The following is a 16755-nucleotide window of genomic DNA, read 5'->3' on the forward strand; positions in this document are numbered from 1 at the left end:
TCGATCTTGAATGTATTGAATTTGTTGTGACTTCAGTGTACAAATTAGTGGAAACATCACTTCACGCTACCCCTTATTCCATATGGGTTTTTCATGATCTTGCCCTGACCCTGAACACCAGTAAATAAAATCTAAACAGATAAAGTAAGGCTAGTCGGCGATTTGAAAGCTGTGAAATACATGGGTGTCCTTTATTTTTGTATTTTTTGATGCTAATTAGAATTAACCATACTAATCAAAAAAGCATATAATTAAAATAGCAGCTATTAAAGCTAAAGCGCACTAAATTAGAGGGAACTACTAGCACGAGCAAAACCTTTTTTAGACAACAAAAATCGAATAACACTATTAACGTGCCAATAGAAATGTTTGGAGAAAATGGACCTGTTTGCATGTTCAGCCAGATGTAACATTTTTATCTGCGGGTAAAAAATCACAGGCACACCCAACACCTTACTTCGGTAACAAATATCGATATCTTCGCAATACATAAAATACCCTTCATCAAACCCTTTTAAACGTGCATAATGAGAAGCAGTAAATGCTAAGAAAGAACCAGCAGCCCAATCAATATTAACTTTCTGTTTAATTTTACTTTTATCTATAATTGCAGTATTACCCAGCCCCAAAAATGATTTAATGAACTGAGTTAGACTAGGGAAAATACGAATTGAGTTATCGGGTATAGAATAATCACTATCTCTGAACAAATTAACAGCGGCAATACCTGACTTTTCTTTTCGCATTGATTCAATTAGTTCTTCTATGCTTTCTGTACTCGACAGAACGTCAGGGTTGAATACAATAAAGAAATCATCTTCTTTCATATCTAGATTTTCCCAGCAATAAGAAAACACTATATTGTTATTATGGCCAAAGCCCAAACCATAATTACCATCAACATAATGAATGTTATTTTGTTCCAAGTAGGTAGGTAGATTTTTTTCTTCTAAATTAATTTTAACAACGACAATAAATTTTTCCGCTAATTTTTTTAAGCACGATAATTGTTCTATCAAATCGCCATGACCATGTGAAACCACTGATATATATACAGACATAATTCAAACCAATTTATTAATGAGACAACCTAAAACTACGCGACTACTGCTTTTACAAAATTAACAACATGCTTGAGTAGTGAAAATAATAATAAAAAAGGAAGCAAAGGTAAATATTTAATCCTGCTCGTACAAAATTTAGTAAGCATTTTCATTTCTCCTCTCCTCATCTGTAACTTATTTGAACTAAGACCGCCAGAACTTAATACGGGGCGATTTAACCTTACAAGAGGAAGATCTAAATATTTAATAACATACCCATCAGACTTCACCCGAAGAAAAAAATCATGGTCTTCTGTATAACGTAAGGACGCATCGAATCTAGTAGCTATATCTTTTCTAAAAACAACTGAAGGGGTGACAGCAAAATTCCTAAACAACAAAGATATTAAATTAATTTCTTGAACTTTACTTGAACCATCATTATCAATAATTTCATTAACAGAATAAGCATGACCAATTAGGTCGATTGAAGAATCTTCGGTTAAAATTCGGTCTATAATTAATAATTTTTCTTTATAAAATGAATCATCAGAATCTAATAAAGCTATATAATCGGAATTAGACACCTCGACACCAATATTTCTCGCGTTGGCAGGACCATTATTCTCACATAATTTTATCAGCTTAATTTTTAAATGTAGGTTATTTTTAGCTATATACGCCTCAATCAAAGAGCAAGAATTATCCGTACTACAATCATCTACTATAACTATCTCATAATTCTCAAATGATTGAGAAAGACAGCTTTCTAAACAGTTAATGATTGTTTCAGAGGAATTAAAAGAAGGGATAATAATAGTATATTTATATTTATTCACTAAGCAACCAACTATTATACGGTGTAAGTTTAGGGTAGATATCCTGACGAGAGTCAACATATAAAGAGTTTGTAAACATCGAAAAGTAATAAAACATTGTAATTGCAATTACCAATGTTTTTAAACTTGTTTGACGTAGGTTAGAAGATGGAAAAGAATAAATAAGTTTAGGTACTATTATTATTTGGAAAATAAGTAAATAATAACCTAATCTTGATACGGGAGTAAAGTCAGCAAAAATATTCACGATCAAAACCCCAATGACAAGAAGATTAACAACAAAAACATCTCTCTCATCTTTGATAAACTGCTTTTTAAAACACAACAAAATCAAAATATAAAAATTCAAAACCAACAACTTGAGAACACTTACCGGTTGAACAAATGAAGCATATAATGAGTATTTCCCCCCAATCATACTTAAAACAAAAGAGGCTACACCAGCTTTATATATAACCAAGCTTGTCATCACAATAAAACAATAGAACTTAAAGCTACCTTCCTTATTTAATAGGCTCTTAAACAAAGAAACTAGTAGAACCACTAAAACAACAGGGTAATGAAAACAGATCGCGATTAATGACAAAACCCAAAACTTTACATATTTCTTCTCATAAATCAGGTAATATATTGCAAAAAAAACAAAAGATGCAGCGATACTTTGCCTAATAATTGAAAAAGAGTTTAAATACAATCCAGGTATAAGAATAAAAATTAATAATGCAGACTTTCGATATGGGGTGTATTTAGCAATCGCTATATATAATACGAAGATGGTAACAATCGAATAAATAAAAAAAAATTCTCTATAATGCAAATCAAAACTATTCATTAGATTGATTGATAGTTTAAATAAAGGCTCTAAAGACTCAGGAAGGTGCACAGAATAAAAACCAACATAATTAAAATAATCATATCCAATTTCTAATCGAGTCGCACTGAGCATTACGATCAAAAAAAGAGCGAACAATGAAAAAATATTTGATTTTGTCAGATACGAAGTAAAAAATAGACCTGAAACTAGAAAAACAAAGCAACTATAGAAAAACACTGCTATTTACCTTTTACATTAATAAGACCATGAAATAATCCCTTGAAAACCGCTTGAGACATTTTTGTATTTTGAAAACTAAAAAATCCTGCCTTGAGCAGTATTTTAAAGCTGAAAAATATAGAGTAAGGTAAAAAGTAACTATGGAAGTTTTTCCGAATAAAGTTGAGTTTATTCCGAGTCATATAGTACAGAACAAAAGGGGAGCTCACGCCACCTGTAGAGCGCGCCTCTTTATGATATAACTTTGAATGTGAGTTTACAAAATGTTTAAATCCTTGTAGCTTAGCATTGTATATCCAATCAGTTTCTTCAAAATACAAAAAATACTCTTCAGGAATTAGGCCAATTGACTCGACCATATTCATGGAAAAAAACAAAGAACAACCACTTAAGTCATCAACCTCGTAGGTGCCCTGTTTTGATAATTCATGACCTTCAACAAGCCCCTTTCTTTTCCAAAGTATTTTATTTAAATACCCTGCACTTTGGCTTAATTCTTTTTCATCATAATATAAGATATGACTTCCTATAAATCCCACATTATTAACTTTTTCAAGGTCATTCATACTAATTAATAGTTGTTCCATAGTATCTGGAAGAATCGCTGTGTCATTATTTAATATCCAAATATACTCACTATCGACTGAACCTTTTAAAATACGAATTGCTATGTTGTTACCAGCTCCATAACCATTATTATTCAGAGATTTAATCAAAACTAGCCGTTTAAGGAAGCCTTCATTTGGAGGGGTATCTCCATCTGAAAAAGTATCAAAACTTGATTCCCCTAAAGTTTTTTTGGTTGTGTGCAACTCAAACCAATTAAGTAAAACTTCATATGAGTTGTCAGTGGATGCATTATCAACAACAATTATTCGGAAATTATTTTGGTTAGATTCTAATATACTTTCTAAACACTCAACGGTATCTCCCGAATTATTAAAGTTCAATACAATGATATTTACTGTTTTGTTAAAATTCATATAATCACTACAATAAATCTAAGTATTTCATGTTTTGATTTTCTCTTGAAAATTTCATAACAAAATCCTCATCCACTTGATAACTAGAATAAATTTTGTTGGCAGATTTTAGTTCTAAAAATATATCCAGAGATTCGTTAATGCTCTCAACTGTATTTTCACTAACCAAACCAAGATTGTTTTCTAATATGAATAGATTAGAAAAATCCGATAGTGCACCAATTGACCAAATTGGTTTTTTTGCTTTCATATAATCAAATATTTTACCTTGAATGAGAAATTTACCAGAGTCATCATTAGCGGTGTGGAGAGTCAGTAAAATGTCACTTCTTAACATGTAATCAATAGACTCCTCTTGTGTTACTTTCGTAATGAAATTAATCTCTGGAAATGTATCCATTATTTTTAATGTCGCAGGCGTTTTCTCCACACCAATAAAAGAGAGTTCTACGAGGTCAGAGTAACTCGTATAGACCCTGAGCAGCTTTGAAGTATCACGATATGAATACTCGGAGAAATCAATTGCACCAACAAATGCAATTTTTAATTTCCCCTCTTGTTTGGGACTATTTATTTTCATAACGTCTTTCCAAACAGAATCAGAGTAACCATTATAAATAACATCTACCTTATTTTTATCGATAATCTTAAAGTGATTTATGGTTTCTTCTTTAGCTAAAGGTGTTACTACAACAATTTTATCCGCGCTTGTCAAAGTCTGCTTTTCTCTAATATATGCATATGATTTTTTAAAATTCCACAACCCCCATGGGTCGCGATAGTCAATAATCACATTAACATTCGGATAAGTCTTTTTCACTTCTTTAACAAATGAAAAAAGTACAAAAGGTGGACCTGAAATAATAACCGTATCTACCCCCAGACTTATTTCATCAAGAATATCCTTTTTATATTTATTTAACCAAACATTTGCTTTAAATGCCATTACGTTTGAAGGTTCATTAAAATAAAAATTAACAACCTTTTCAGCAAAAACCCGTATTAAAGACTTTACCTTAGTAAATGTATTATTATTCGTTACTATATCTGATAAGTTGCTTATCACCTCATCACCATAGTATTTAGTTTTAAATTTTATTGACTTACCAAAATTACCATTATCTATTTTCTTAGATGCTATAACTGTTACATCTTGACCTTCAGTGAATAAAAAATCGGCTAGAAAAAACATTCTTTGGCAACCACCAAATGAATGTGAGTAGGGTATCATGTCATATGTTAATATGATTACTTTCTTCATTTAGACCTCAAATAATTTTTATGGAGAGAAGTTATATTTTTCAACATAATTAGGGAACTTACCAAATATCTTTTTTTTCCAAGATCTATTCCGGGCTTTTCAATATAAAGAAAAGTCAGAGAGGATATTATAATTACCAGCATTGTCATTAAAGGAAGAAGTATCAGGTTAAACGCAATAAAACCATATTCACCCAAATCTATAATATTAAATATTGTGAAAAACGTATACAGGATTACACCATGAATCAAATATATACTATAACTAATTTCCCCTAATAGTATAGATGATTTTGTTGATAACAGACCAAATATAGATGTCCCATTACAAATGGTTATAAATACCAAAACTAGAGAAATCAAAGATAATGTTGGATATGATTTTGATGTTAATACTGAAAACAAAAAAAATAATAATGTAAATGCCGAGCATGAAAAACTATCGAAATCTATTTTATTAATTATGTTAGTAGTATTTAGGTAAACTACCCCTCCCCCTATAAAAAATAAGATAAGGTACTCTGACGAAATGGCAGTGATTATTGTGAATGGAAAAAAGTAACCTACTAGTGAAAGAACTAAAAGAGCCAACACACCAAGGGTTTTAAATTTAAAGATAACCTTTGCAATCAATGGTAAAGCGAGATAAAACATCCATTCGTACTTTAAAGTCCATATTACTCCAGCTACTATTACTGTGGTGTTTTTATATTCATTTATATTCCCACCGTAGAAGACCAACCATTTAAAGTAGTCATAAAATAAGCTACCAAAGGAACTATTAATATTTGGATCACTTGAAAAAACTATAACTGACACTAAAAATAAAACAAAAATATATAACGGGTAGATTCTAAATATTCTTGATTCAAATAGATAAAGCCAATCCACCTTACCTTTTCTAACCACAATTTTGGATATAAATAAATATCCAGTAATCATAAAGAAGAGGGATACACCTATGAAACCGAAATTACTTTTTATGAGTGGATTACCACCCCAGTCACCTGTTATATTATAATGCCAAGTAAGTTGACCATGCGTGATAAATACAAATATTGCTAAGTACCCTCTCAACCCGTCAATACATCCTAGACGATGTTCTCTTTTTTCTAAAAATTTAAAACTTATTTTTTTGACTAAAAATCCGACAAAGAAATAAGCAATTGGGAATAACACTATAGATTGTAATACATATATCAGACTATCCATAGCTAAATATATACCCTTTCTTCTTTATTAAACATAAATTATTACCAGATATTTTCAATATCTATTATTTAACAAATTAAAATCTACTTAGACTTAAACCTATACCAAAAATTCAGTAAAACCCCATGTAAGTTATCATCAAATCTGTAAAGAAAAAGAGAATACCACACTATGAAGTTTGTAGAAAAAACAACAGCAAACAAAAACTTTTCATCATAGTCAACAAAACCGTTGGCTACAACAATTGAAATGCCCAGTGTACAAAAAGTTATTATAATTGGCTTTAAAATATTTAAGAAATACAATTTAAAACTGATATCACATAACGGGTAAACCATAAAATACCAAGCCGGAAAATTGATAAATATCTGCAACGACAATAGGGCAACGGATACACCAATTAGCCCATAAAAGCTGCCAAAGTAAATGGTACAAGGGACAATAGTAGCGAGAGCCAAGTTCCAATAAAACCCAAGGTCAGCTCGACCTCTTGCAAGCTGTAAAGCTCCAACAGGATTCAATATTGAACGAAGCATGAAGTATATAGATAGCACCTGTAATATCTTTACTGATTCTAACCATTCTTTACCAAAAACAGATAATACGATAGGTTCTGCTAAGACAGCGATTGCAGTGTAAATAGGAAAATTAACTAAGCACAAATAATAAATCATATTGATATATACAAACTTTAACTTTTTAATATCATTTTGTAACTTAGACATCACTGGGAATGTCACTTTTGTTAATATTGGATTTATTATTTGAGCTGGCTTCATTACGAATGTTTTTGCTACACTATAAATTCCCAGCGCTTCTGTACCCAATAATTTCCCAATCAAAATAATATCAAACTGAGAGTTAAAGTAGTTAATACTTCTCTCTCCCATTTGAAAAGCTCCAAACTTAATTAACTCCTTTACATCACTATGTTTATATATCAATAATGGCTTATATGAGCTATAACCAAACAATACAAAGAGACCATTGGAGATAGTCACATTTACTAGCGTAGCATAAACTAATGAATAAACACCGTAACCACACATAGCACAGACAACGGCTACAAAAAAAGAAATTAATACAGCTGCTACTTCGACCTTTGCTAAAAAGTTAAAATTCAATTCTTTTTGATTTAGCACTCGATATTGATTTCCAACCGAAGAAATAAAAAAAGTAATAGACAGAAGTTTAATTAACGTTACCAAATCTGGTTCGTTATAGTAATAAGCAATAATTTCTGATGATAAGTAAATAAATATAAATAAAGCAACCCCAGAAAATACATTAAGCCAATATAAACTAGATAATTGCCTATGTGTAATATCTTGCTTATGTATTATGGCACTGGATATCCCCATATCCATAAACATTGAACAAAAACCTACTATTACAGTAACAATTGCCATTAGGCCAAAATCGGATGGTGACAGATATCTAGCTAATATGGACACTTGAATTAGTTGTAAAAAGGCAAGGATAATGGATGAAACACTTGTCCATTTCACCCCACTTATTGCCTTATCTTTTAGTGACCTTTCATTGATCATCAGTAACCTAGTCAGTTATTTTTAATAATTTGTAACGCTTAAACACATTAGCTATTTGCAAGTCATTCTCTGACTCAATTAAGTTAGAATTAAATAAACCAATATCTTGATTAGCCTTAATAACGAGGAACCTATCTTTAAACGCTCTTGTATCACTTACTTTTTTTGATTTATAGCCATTTAACATAGTCATCGCCTTAAACCAGACATCATCAGCATTAGGGGCCAATTCGGAAAACTGACTGACGTCTAAACATTCTCGATGTAAAACACCTGCAGGATATAAAACCCCACCGGCACCAACAGGGAAAACTCTATGACTACTAGTCATATATTCAGAGTCAAATATCCAATTTTCATATGGTGATATTCCTGACTTATCATACGTTATTTCATGCACCATATTAGCAATTACACACTGACCATATTGTAACTTCTCTTTAATCATCAACTCTATCATGTCGTACGGATAAAGGATGTCATCATCAATAGTCAATATATCTGAGTTTGGGAAAATCTCCAAAGTTGGTATTAACTTTTTATATGATTTCGTGTTCTTGCAGAATCTAATCTCTAACCCTCTATCGATTTGTCTACGTAAAACCAATGGCAAAGAATCTAAAGTAAACTCATCTTTATCCAACCAAAGTATAATTCTGTTGGGTTTTAGTGTTTGTTGAGCAATAGTCTCAATTACAAGATGTACATCATGTATTCTTTTACTGTATGTTGTTAAAGAAACGATTAGTTCATTCTGTCCGGGTTTTATGGGTTCTATTATAGAACTATTCAATTTTAGAGCGTCATCTTGCAAACGATCAGAAACTATTCGATAGTGCAATACCACATCTAAATTAAGTATTGTATCAACAACCTCTTTTATCTTTCTAATAAATCTACTTTTCATAAAATTATCAAACTCACCAAATTCCCTTTGTGTCAATCACATAATTATCAGTCAATTTTATCTTCTTGAACTGCTTATGATCTACTAACATTACATGAATATCTGTTTTATCAAGCGACTCATCAATTGTAACCAATTCAATGTTATCATAGCTAATTGACTTAATATTTGGTTCAATAGCTAAGACTCGCCCTACATGAAAATCTGCAATTGACTTAGTTATATCTAAGGCTGGACTTTCTCGTAAATCATCGATATCAGGTTTAAATGCTAGCCCGTAACAAGCAATAGTTACGTCTTTTTCAGTTTTAGTTGGGTTGGTATTCAAAAATTCGGTAACGGCTAATTTAACTTTATTTATCACCCAGTTAGGTTTGTGATCATTTACATTACGAGCCGTATGAATAAGCTTTGCTTTTTCGGGGGTTTTAGAAACAATAAACCATGGGTCAACAGCAATGCAGTGCCCGCCAACACCTGGCCCAGGTTGTAATATATTGACACGGGGATGTCGATTTGAAAGTTCTATAAGCTCCCATACATTTATATCTAACTCATCACAAATAATAGAAAGTTCATTCGCAAAGGCTATTTGCACATCACGAGATGAGTTTTCTGTTAGCTTCGCCATTTCTGCAGTGCGAGCGTTTGTAACTACACACTCTCCCATAACAAATGTTTTATAAAGTTCTACTGAACGCTCTGAGCACCGCTTAGTTATACCACCGATAACACGGTCGTTTTGAACAAGTTCCGTGACTACCTTTCCTGGCAAAACTCGCTCAGGGCAATGGGCCACATTAATATCCGCACTTTCGCCGACTTGCTGTGGGAAAGATAAATCTACACGATATTCCGCAAGCCACTCAGCCATTTGCTCTGTTGCACCAACTGGTGACGTCGACTCAAGAATAACCAAATCACCTTTTTTCAAAACTGGTGCTAACGCTTCAGAAGCCGCTTGTATGTACTTTAAATCAGGTTCCGGAACGTCCCCTTCTTGACAAGATTTAAATGGTGTTGGGACCGCAATTAAAAAAGCATCCGCAGGTTCTGGTTGTGTCACCGCTTTTAAATAACCTTGTTGAACAGCTGCACTTACCAACATATCTAAATCTGGTTCAACAATATGAATTTCACCACGATTAATTGTGTCGACTGCATGTTGATTTACATCAACACCAATTACTTTCAATTTTCTCGAAGCAAACATAGCTGCTGTAGGTAATCCAATATAACCTAAGCCGATAACAGAAATTGTTTCAAATGACATTTTTTTTCCAATATATTATTTAGCTAGTTCTATTAAAATTTTCTTGCAAGCTTCTCCATCTCCATATGGGTTATGGGCAAAGCTCATCTCTTTATAAATTTTTCTATCGGTTAATAGTTCAGTAATACTTGAGGTTATAGTTTCAACGTCAGTACCAACCAATTTTACTGTACCAGCTTGTATTGCTTCGGGCCGTTCAGTTGTATCACGCATTACCAATACAGGCTTTCCGAGTGATGGTGCTTCTTCTTGAATTCCACCGGAATCAGTTAAAATAATATTTGCTCTATTCATTAAATAAATAAACGGTAAATACTGTTGTGGTTCGATAAGATGAATATTACCAATACCTGATAAAATACGATTAACTGGTTCACGCACATTCGGATTTAGGTGCATTGGATATAATATTTGTGTTTCAGGGTGCGCTTTTGCAGTGATGGCTAGTGACTCACAGATCCGCTCAAAACCACAACCAAAACTCTCACGTCGGTGCCCTGTAACTAGGATTAGTTTTTTGCTTTCATCTAGAAATGAAAACTGCGCAGCCAATGTTTCATTTAAAACAGTATCAATGTCAATTCTGTCTTTAATCATTAACAGTGCATCGATTACCGTATTACCAGTTACTGTAATTGCACCCTCATCAAAGTTTTCTTTCAATAAGTTAGCTTTGGATGTTTCGGTTGGCGCAAAGTGGTATTTAGTTAACGCACCAGTAAGCCGGCGGTTACCTTCTTCTGGCCAAGGTGAATAGATATTTCCTGTACGCAGGCCAGCTTCAACATGCCCTACTGAGATTTGCTCATAATAAGCAGCCAGACTTGCTGCGAACGTCGTTGCTGTATCACCATGAACTAAAACGACATCAGGTTTAAACTCTTGTAATATAGGCTTTAGGTTAAGTAATATTCCTGCTGTTACATCACTTAATGTTTGCCCAGCCTTCATTAAGTTAAGATCATAGTCAGGTTCTATTTCAAATAGTTCTAACACTTGATCTAACATTTCGCGATGTTGCGCGGTTACACAAACTTTCGCTTCAAAACGTTCATCGTTTGCTAAAGAATGAACCAATGGTGCCATCTTGATTGCTTCAGGACGTGTACCAAAAACTGTCAGAACTCTTTTCTTTTTTTTAATCATTTCAAAGCCTTAATATCTATAAATCTGAGAGCATTAATATCTTTAACTGAGAGTTCTGGCTGTTCTTTAATTGGCCATTTTATTGCTAGTGACTCATCGTTCCAATGTATGGAGTACTCTGCAGATGGGTTGTAATAATCCGTACATTTATAAACGAACTCAGCCTCTTCACTAGTTACATAAAAACCATGCGCAAACCCTTCTGGCACCCACAATTGACGTTTGTTTTCAGCAGATAAGTACTCTCCTACCCACTGCCCAAAAGTTGGGGAATCTTTGCGAATATCAACTGCCACATCAAACACTTCACCAGAAACGACACGAACTAACTTGCCTTGGGTGTTTTCAGTTTGGTAATGCAGGCCGCGTAAGATACCTTTCTTCGATTTAGAGTGATTATCTTGTACAAATTGAGTAGGCTTACCTGTCACTAACTCTTCAAATTTCTTTTGATTCCAGGTTTCCATAAAGAAACCACGTTCATCACCAAATACACTTGGCTCTATGATTTTTACATCTGGAATACGAGTATCGATTACTTCCATTTTATTATTCCGTATACGCTTGAATATTGTTTAACGCGGCCTTCCAATCGCTCGCTTTAACCGACAAACCTAGCGTGATTTTTTCAGTACTTAAACGAGAATTGCTTGGACGCTTTGCAGGGGTTGGGTATTGGTCAGTGGTAATACTTGTTAATCTCGGTTTTTTCTCAAGAACGCCTTGTTCAACCGCAATATCAAAAATGGCATCAGCAAAGTCGAACCAACTGACGTGAGGCAAACCCGAGTAATGATAAACACCGTACTCAACAGCATCACCTTGATTAATTCGCTTCGATATTTGGATCAATGTATTGGCGATATCACCCGCATAAGTCGGCCCACCAAACTGGTCACCAACAATACTCAATGCGTCTCTGTTCTCACCTAAACGCAGCATCGTTTTCACGAAATTGTTTCCACTTTCACCAAACACCCATGCAGTACGAAGGATAATGTGTTTGTCGCACGCCTCAGCGACAGCTATTTCACCGGCAAGCTTACTTTGGCCGTAAACCCCTTGCGGATTGGTAGTATCCGTTTCCACATACTCGCCTGCATTATTGCCTTCAAAGACATAATCGGTCGAGATATGCAAAATGGCAGCACCAACACTTTGTGCTGCTTGGGCAAGGTATTTTGGACCATCACGGTTTATCGCGTAAGAAAGGTCGACTTCCTCTTCTGCCTTATCAACCGCTGTATGTGCCGCCGCATTAATAATGATGCTTGGCTTAAACTCAGCAACCGCTGCATTGACAGCATCTTGACTGGTGATATCAAGATGCTCTCTATCAAGCGCTAACACTTCAGTATTCTCATGGCTCGCTAACTGCTCGGTTAGACTTGAACCCACTTGACCATGGCACCCCGTAATTAAGATACGCATTAGCTCACTGCCTTTTTCTGAGTTTCAGTCACTAGACGCGTCAAATACTGCCCGTATTCGTTTTTCATCATCGGCTTAGCCAGCGTCAATACTTGCTCATCACTCAACCAACCGTTGCGCCATGCAATTTCTTCTAGACACGCGACTTTTAAGCCTTGAACATTCTCAATCGTTTGTACGAAAGACGAGGCTTCATGCAGGCTTTCGTGAGTCCCTGTATCTAACCACGCAAAACCACGACCTAACAATTCCACGTTTAGTGACCCATCATTGAGATACATTTCATTCAGTGTGGTAACTTCTAGCTCACCACGATGAGATGGCTTCACTTGCTTGGCCATTTCAACCACACGATTGTCGTAGAAATACAAACCTGTTACTGCATAGTTGGACTTTGGTGCTTCCGGCTTTTCTTCAATTGAAATTGCCTTCATTTCATCGTCAAATTCAACGACACCAAAACGTTCTGGGTCTTTCACTTGGTAACCAAATACAGTCGCGCCAAATTCTCTTGAAGCAGCACTTTGTAGTGTTTTCGAAAAAGATTGACCATAGAAGATGTTATCACCCAACACTAAACACACGCTGTCATCACCAATGAACTCTTCACCGATAATAAACGCTTGTGCTAAGCCATCTGGGCTGGGCTGAATCGCATACTCAAGATTAATACCGAAATCAGAGCCATCTCCAAGCAAACGCTGAAAGCCAGCGTTATCTTCAGGTGTCGTGATGATCAAAATATCTTTAATACCAGCAAGCATTAATGTCGATATTGGATAGAACACCATTGGCTTGTCATAAATCGGCAAGAGTTGTTTCGAAACACCACGTGTAAGTGGGTATAGACGAGTACCAGAGCCACCAGCTAATACGATACCTTTCATTACTTCATATCTCCTGCTACTACACCTAGGCGCTCACGTTGGTAACTACCATCTTGCACATTTTGACACCACTTGGCATTGTCTAGGTACCATTGAACTGTCTTACGAAGACCCGTTTCGAACGTCTCCTCTGGCGTCCAACCCAATTCACGTTGCATCTTAGATGAGTCAATGGCATAACGACGGTCATGACCAGGACGATCTTGAACGTACGTGATTTGTTCTGCATACGCAGAACCCTTTGGTACTAACGTATCTAGAATGTCACAAATCGTCTTCACGACTTCGAGGTTTTTCTTTTCGTTGTGACCACCGATGTTGTAGGTCTCGCCTACTTTACCTTCGGTCACTACTTTGTAGAGTGCTCGCGCATGGTCTTCTACAAACAGCCAGTCACGGATTTGGTCGCCTTTACCGTAAATGGGTAGATCTTTACCTTCTAGCGCGTTGAGGATAACCAATGGGATCAGTTTTTCAGGGAAGTGATATGGGCCGTAGTTATTGGAGCAGTTGGTTACAATAGTAGGCAAGCCGTAAGTACGTAACCATGCACGAACAAGGTGATCGCTCGATGCTTTTGACGCCGAGTATGGGCTTGATGGCTCATACGAGGTTGTTTCTAAAAACATTGGCAGCGCTGTGCCTTCTGGAACCTCATCAGGATGCGGAAGGTCACCGTACACTTCATCTGTAGAGATATGATGAAAACGAAAATCTGACTTTGCACCTTCTTCAAGCGTATTCCAATATTCGCGTGTGGCTTCTAACAAAGTATAAGTGCCAACAATATTGGTTTCGATAAACGCCGCTGGGCCAGTGATTGAACGGTCAACGTGCGACTCAGCCGCTAGGTGCATCACTGCATCTGGTTTGTGCTCAGCGAACACTCGGTCAAGATCTGAACGATTGCAAATATCCACTTGCTCAAAGGCATAGCGTTCAGACGAATCCACTTCGATAAGAGATTCTAAGTTACCTGCGTAAGTGAGTTTATCAACGTTGACAACGCTGTCAGATGTATTCTTGATGATATGACGAATGACTGCAGAGCCGATAAAGCCAGCACCACCAGTGACAAGGATCTTCATAGTTTTCTCTTGTAGTATACTGTTTAGAACAACTCACGAACGTGAATGTATATAGAATTTTTGAGGTTTACTCTCACGAAAATGTCTCAGTCCATTTTAAGCCCCTGAGACACTTTTTATTCATTTTGAGACAGTCTGATTTCGACAATCCCTTGTAAAACCTAGATTTTGCTAACTTTCTTAAAACCGCCCCAATAGGCCGCCAAAGCAGCTTTCAACCTTTCGGCTTACCGCACTTTTAAACTTGCTAGCCAGTCGCATTTGGGTACGCTACCGCCCTTAGGTTTGGCTCCTAAAGGCAATAGTGACAATTTGTTCGCTTTATGCGTTTTTCATACGGTTTTAATTTGCTGAGTAGTCTAGCAAATCAAGTGCATATTGACCAGTTTGCAATTTACCTAATTCTGACAAGGCTTCACAAAGCATTGACCCAGCGGGAGCATTGTACGTCTTGTAGGTACTGAGTCCCTATGTGGTATCGGTTTTCTTGTGCTACGTCACAGTAGCGTTTTTCTATATCAATGAAAATATTGCCGTTTCTATACAGCGAGACGAAGCTCGGGTTATTGTTTACCGCCAATAACGCTTTAATCTCGGTGCGTGTTAGCCCTTGTGGGTAGTAGCTAACCAGCAGTTTCAAGAACTCGCCAATGCGCCCTTCCACTCGCGCTATCTCTTTTTCTAAAATGGTGACTTTTTCTTCCGTTGTCAGTTTTTTTAGGCTGATATCGTCCATTTGCCCTCTCCCTAATTCTACTTTTGTTTCTTGACGTTTTTTGTCTGTATTCGCGCTTGGTCTGCCCTAGCCTTTTGGTTTCCTAAGATCTTGGTTTTCTAAGCTATTTTTTTAATAGCTTTGGCTGTGTGAACAAGCGCTTCGTCTGTGAATAATCGAATGGTCACTTTTTAGAATCCGTGCAGGGCGATTTGGATTGAACGAGGGCCTTGATACGTGCTTCGAACGGATTGGTGGTGCTTTTGGCTTGGTAATCCGCTAGGGCCTGAGAGACGGGCGTGGGTTGTTTGTGAACCATGGGCTTGGCTGCCGGTTGGGTTTTAGCTTCCTTGGTCGATGTAGAAGCAGAAGCCCTTGCTGGTTTAGCCGCTTTTGTTTGCTTAGCCGCTCTAGCCCGCTTAAAGACTGGCGATGAGTCTCGCTTCGCTTTGGCTTGGGCGCTTCTTCTTAGCCAGCCATTCACAAAGTGACCAATGTGCTCAAAGGGTTTGCGCTTATCGGGGTTGATGTACAGCCAGGCTTGCATGGCATGCAGTTCTTGCAGCACATCTAACTTTGGGTAGGTGCGCTCTAATATGGTGGTGAACTCATGATAAATCGGCGCGCTGCCCTCTTTGGTGAGCAGGTGAATCACGACTTCATTCTGTTGGCTTATTGGAGTAGTGGTGGCTTGAGATATCGTTGGCTCTTTTTCAAGGGACAAGGCTGTTTCAAGATCAGGGGCTGTTTTACAAGGAATGTCTGTTTTATGTTCTTTATGAAAGATTATGTGTGCCAGGTGATCACTCTCCGTGGTGGATCTTGAGTCACCCAGGGGAGTGTCTGAATGGTCGGTTTTCTGCGCATGTTCTGTCTTCTGGGGGTATTCCGACGAAGCTGACGGTAAACCTGTTTGTTCTACATTCGTGTTCTCTTGATTCGCTTGGGCTAGATCGGTCTGCTGAATGTGGCTGTCGCTGGGAAGGCGCAGCTGATATATGTTGCTGCGCTGGCGTCCTGAATCATCAAAGCGCTTTATCCGCTTCACAAAACCTTGTTTTTCGAGCTCGTTAACGTGTCGTTTCACGGTTCTTACCGACACTTCGCAATATTGCGCCAAGTAATTGAGGGAAGGAAAACACACGCCGCGCGCATCGGCGTTATCGGCCAATTTTAATAACACCAACTTGCTGATGGGCGAGCCAGTTTTTAATGGGATGAAAGAAAGAATTAGAGAAACACACATGGTTAACGCTCCTTGTTAATTAGTCATTCGTATAGAAATCCATTGATATACAGAAGTATTAACAACACTTTTTGGCGCTTTAGGGGCGAAAGGCCCATGAGATAAGTTGTAAGAAAAGATG

Annotated in this window: 16 protein-coding genes; all 16 read right to left on the reverse strand. The window is 36.5% G+C overall.

Annotated features, from left to right (window positions below; translation table 11 throughout):
- Positions 1-287: 287 nt before the first annotated feature.
- Positions 288-1061 (reverse strand): glycosyltransferase family 2 protein, encoded by a 774-nt coding sequence (locus AB4384_RS06500; RefSeq protein WP_372129115.1) that lies wholly within the window; start codon positions 1059-1061, stop codon positions 288-290.
- A 35-nt stretch (positions 1062-1096) separates the two neighbouring features.
- Complete coding sequence (locus AB4384_RS06505) at positions 1097-1882, reverse strand: glycosyltransferase family 2 protein (RefSeq protein WP_372129117.1); 786 nt, start codon at positions 1880-1882, stop codon at positions 1097-1099.
- Entirely contained in the window at positions 1875-2933 is a 1059-nt protein-coding gene (locus tag AB4384_RS06510; protein WP_372129119.1) for an EpsG family protein, read from the reverse strand. Before AB4384_RS06510 ends, AB4384_RS06505 begins: the two co-directional genes overlap by 8 nt.
- Before the next feature lie 2 nt (positions 2934-2935).
- Positions 2936-3919 carry a glycosyltransferase family 2 protein gene (locus AB4384_RS06515; RefSeq protein ID WP_372129120.1) on the reverse strand — a complete coding sequence of 328 codons (984 nt, stop codon included), beginning with the start codon at positions 3917-3919 and terminating at the stop codon, positions 2936-2938.
- A gap of 7 nt (positions 3920-3926) precedes the next feature.
- Positions 3927-5180, reverse strand: a complete 1254-nt coding sequence (locus tag AB4384_RS06520; protein ID WP_372129121.1) for a glycosyltransferase — start codon at positions 5178-5180, stop codon at positions 3927-3929.
- On the reverse strand, positions 5177-6391 hold the full coding sequence (locus AB4384_RS06525; RefSeq protein ID WP_372129122.1) for an acyltransferase family protein: 1215 nt from the start codon (positions 6389-6391) through the stop codon (positions 5177-5179). Before AB4384_RS06525 ends, AB4384_RS06520 begins: the two co-directional genes overlap by 4 nt.
- Before the next feature lie 83 nt (positions 6392-6474).
- A complete protein-coding gene (locus tag AB4384_RS06530; protein ID WP_372129123.1) occupies positions 6475-7941 on the reverse strand; it encodes an MOP flippase family protein in 1467 nt (488 codons plus the stop codon).
- 7 nt (positions 7942-7948) lie between these two features.
- The gene (locus AB4384_RS06535) at positions 7949-8848 is read right to left on the reverse strand and encodes a glycosyl transferase (protein ID WP_372129124.1); all 900 of its coding nucleotides are present in this window, start codon (positions 8846-8848) and stop codon (positions 7949-7951) included.
- 13 nt (positions 8849-8861) lie between these two features.
- Complete coding sequence (wecC, locus tag AB4384_RS06540; protein WP_372129126.1) at positions 8862-10121, reverse strand: UDP-N-acetyl-D-mannosamine dehydrogenase; 1260 nt, start codon at positions 10119-10121, stop codon at positions 8862-8864.
- Positions 10122-10136: 15 nt separating this feature from the next.
- Positions 10137-11267, reverse strand: a complete 1131-nt coding sequence (wecB, locus tag AB4384_RS06545; RefSeq protein ID WP_372129129.1) for a non-hydrolyzing UDP-N-acetylglucosamine 2-epimerase — start codon at positions 11265-11267, stop codon at positions 10137-10139.
- Positions 11264-11812 (reverse strand): dTDP-4-dehydrorhamnose 3,5-epimerase, encoded by a 549-nt coding sequence (gene rfbC, locus AB4384_RS06550; protein ID WP_372129131.1) that lies wholly within the window; start codon positions 11810-11812, stop codon positions 11264-11266. Before rfbC ends, wecB begins: the two co-directional genes overlap by 4 nt.
- Before the next feature lie 4 nt (positions 11813-11816).
- Positions 11817-12698: a dTDP-4-dehydrorhamnose reductase gene (gene rfbD / locus AB4384_RS06555; RefSeq protein WP_372129133.1), complete on the reverse strand. Its 882-nt coding sequence runs from the start codon at positions 12696-12698 to the stop codon at positions 11817-11819.
- A complete protein-coding gene (gene rfbA / locus AB4384_RS06560; protein WP_372129135.1) occupies positions 12698-13585 on the reverse strand; it encodes a glucose-1-phosphate thymidylyltransferase RfbA in 888 nt (295 codons plus the stop codon). Before rfbA ends, rfbD begins: the two co-directional genes overlap by 1 nt.
- A complete protein-coding gene (rfbB, locus tag AB4384_RS06565) occupies positions 13585-14673 on the reverse strand; it encodes a dTDP-glucose 4,6-dehydratase (protein ID WP_372129137.1) in 1089 nt (362 codons plus the stop codon). The genes rfbA and rfbB overlap by 1 nt, the downstream gene beginning before the upstream one ends.
- A 415-nt stretch (positions 14674-15088) precedes the next feature.
- Complete coding sequence (locus AB4384_RS06570) at positions 15089-15409, reverse strand: hypothetical protein (RefSeq protein WP_372129138.1); 321 nt, start codon at positions 15407-15409, stop codon at positions 15089-15091.
- A 163-nt stretch (positions 15410-15572) separates the two neighbouring features.
- Complete coding sequence (locus AB4384_RS06575) at positions 15573-16634, reverse strand: helix-turn-helix domain-containing protein (RefSeq protein WP_372129139.1); 1062 nt, start codon at positions 16632-16634, stop codon at positions 15573-15575.
- Positions 16635-16755 lie beyond the last annotated feature (121 nt).

It is taken from the genome of Vibrio sp. 10N.261.51.A4, assembly GCF_041471945.1.
GTDB classification, from domain to species: Bacteria; Pseudomonadota; Gammaproteobacteria; order Enterobacterales; family Vibrionaceae; genus Vibrio; species Vibrio crassostreae_C.

What these genes read in the sequence shown, in the direction of transcription:
- AB4384_RS06525 (WP_372129122.1), bottom strand. Translation starts at nt 6,391, where the DNA reads ATGGATAGTCTGATATATGTATTACAATCTATAGTGTTATTCCCAATT.
- rfbB (WP_372129137.1), bottom strand. Translation starts at nt 14,673, where the DNA reads ATGAAGATCCTTGTCACTGGTGGTGCTGGCTTTATCGGCTCTGCAGTC.
- AB4384_RS06520 (WP_372129121.1), bottom strand. Translation starts at nt 5,180, where the DNA reads ATGAAGAAAGTAATCATATTAACATATGACATGATACCCTACTCACAT.
- AB4384_RS06500 (WP_372129115.1), bottom strand. Translation starts at nt 1,061, where the DNA reads ATGTCTGTATATATATCAGTGGTTTCACATGGTCATGGCGATTTGATA.
- AB4384_RS06575 (WP_372129139.1), bottom strand. Translation starts at nt 16,634, where the DNA reads ATGTGTGTTTCTCTAATTCTTTCTTTCATCCCATTAAAAACTGGCTCG.
- AB4384_RS06535 (WP_372129124.1), bottom strand. Translation starts at nt 8,848, where the DNA reads ATGAAAAGTAGATTTATTAGAAAGATAAAAGAGGTTGTTGATACAATA.
- wecB (WP_372129129.1), bottom strand. Translation starts at nt 11,267, where the DNA reads ATGATTAAAAAAAAGAAAAGAGTTCTGACAGTTTTTGGTACACGTCCT.
- AB4384_RS06515 (WP_372129120.1), bottom strand. Translation starts at nt 3,919, where the DNA reads ATGAATTTTAACAAAACAGTAAATATCATTGTATTGAACTTTAATAAT.
- wecC (WP_372129126.1), bottom strand. Translation starts at nt 10,121, where the DNA reads ATGTCATTTGAAACAATTTCTGTTATCGGCTTAGGTTATATTGGATTA.
- AB4384_RS06530 (WP_372129123.1), bottom strand. Translation starts at nt 7,941, where the DNA reads ATGATCAATGAAAGGTCACTAAAAGATAAGGCAATAAGTGGGGTGAAA.
- AB4384_RS06570 (WP_372129138.1), bottom strand. Translation starts at nt 15,409, where the DNA reads ATGGACGATATCAGCCTAAAAAAACTGACAACGGAAGAAAAAGTCACC.
- rfbA (WP_372129135.1), bottom strand. Translation starts at nt 13,585, where the DNA reads ATGAAAGGTATCGTATTAGCTGGTGGCTCTGGTACTCGTCTATACCCA.
- rfbD (WP_372129133.1), bottom strand. Translation starts at nt 12,698, where the DNA reads ATGCGTATCTTAATTACGGGGTGCCATGGTCAAGTGGGTTCAAGTCTA.
- rfbC (WP_372129131.1), bottom strand. Translation starts at nt 11,812, where the DNA reads ATGGAAGTAATCGATACTCGTATTCCAGATGTAAAAATCATAGAGCCA.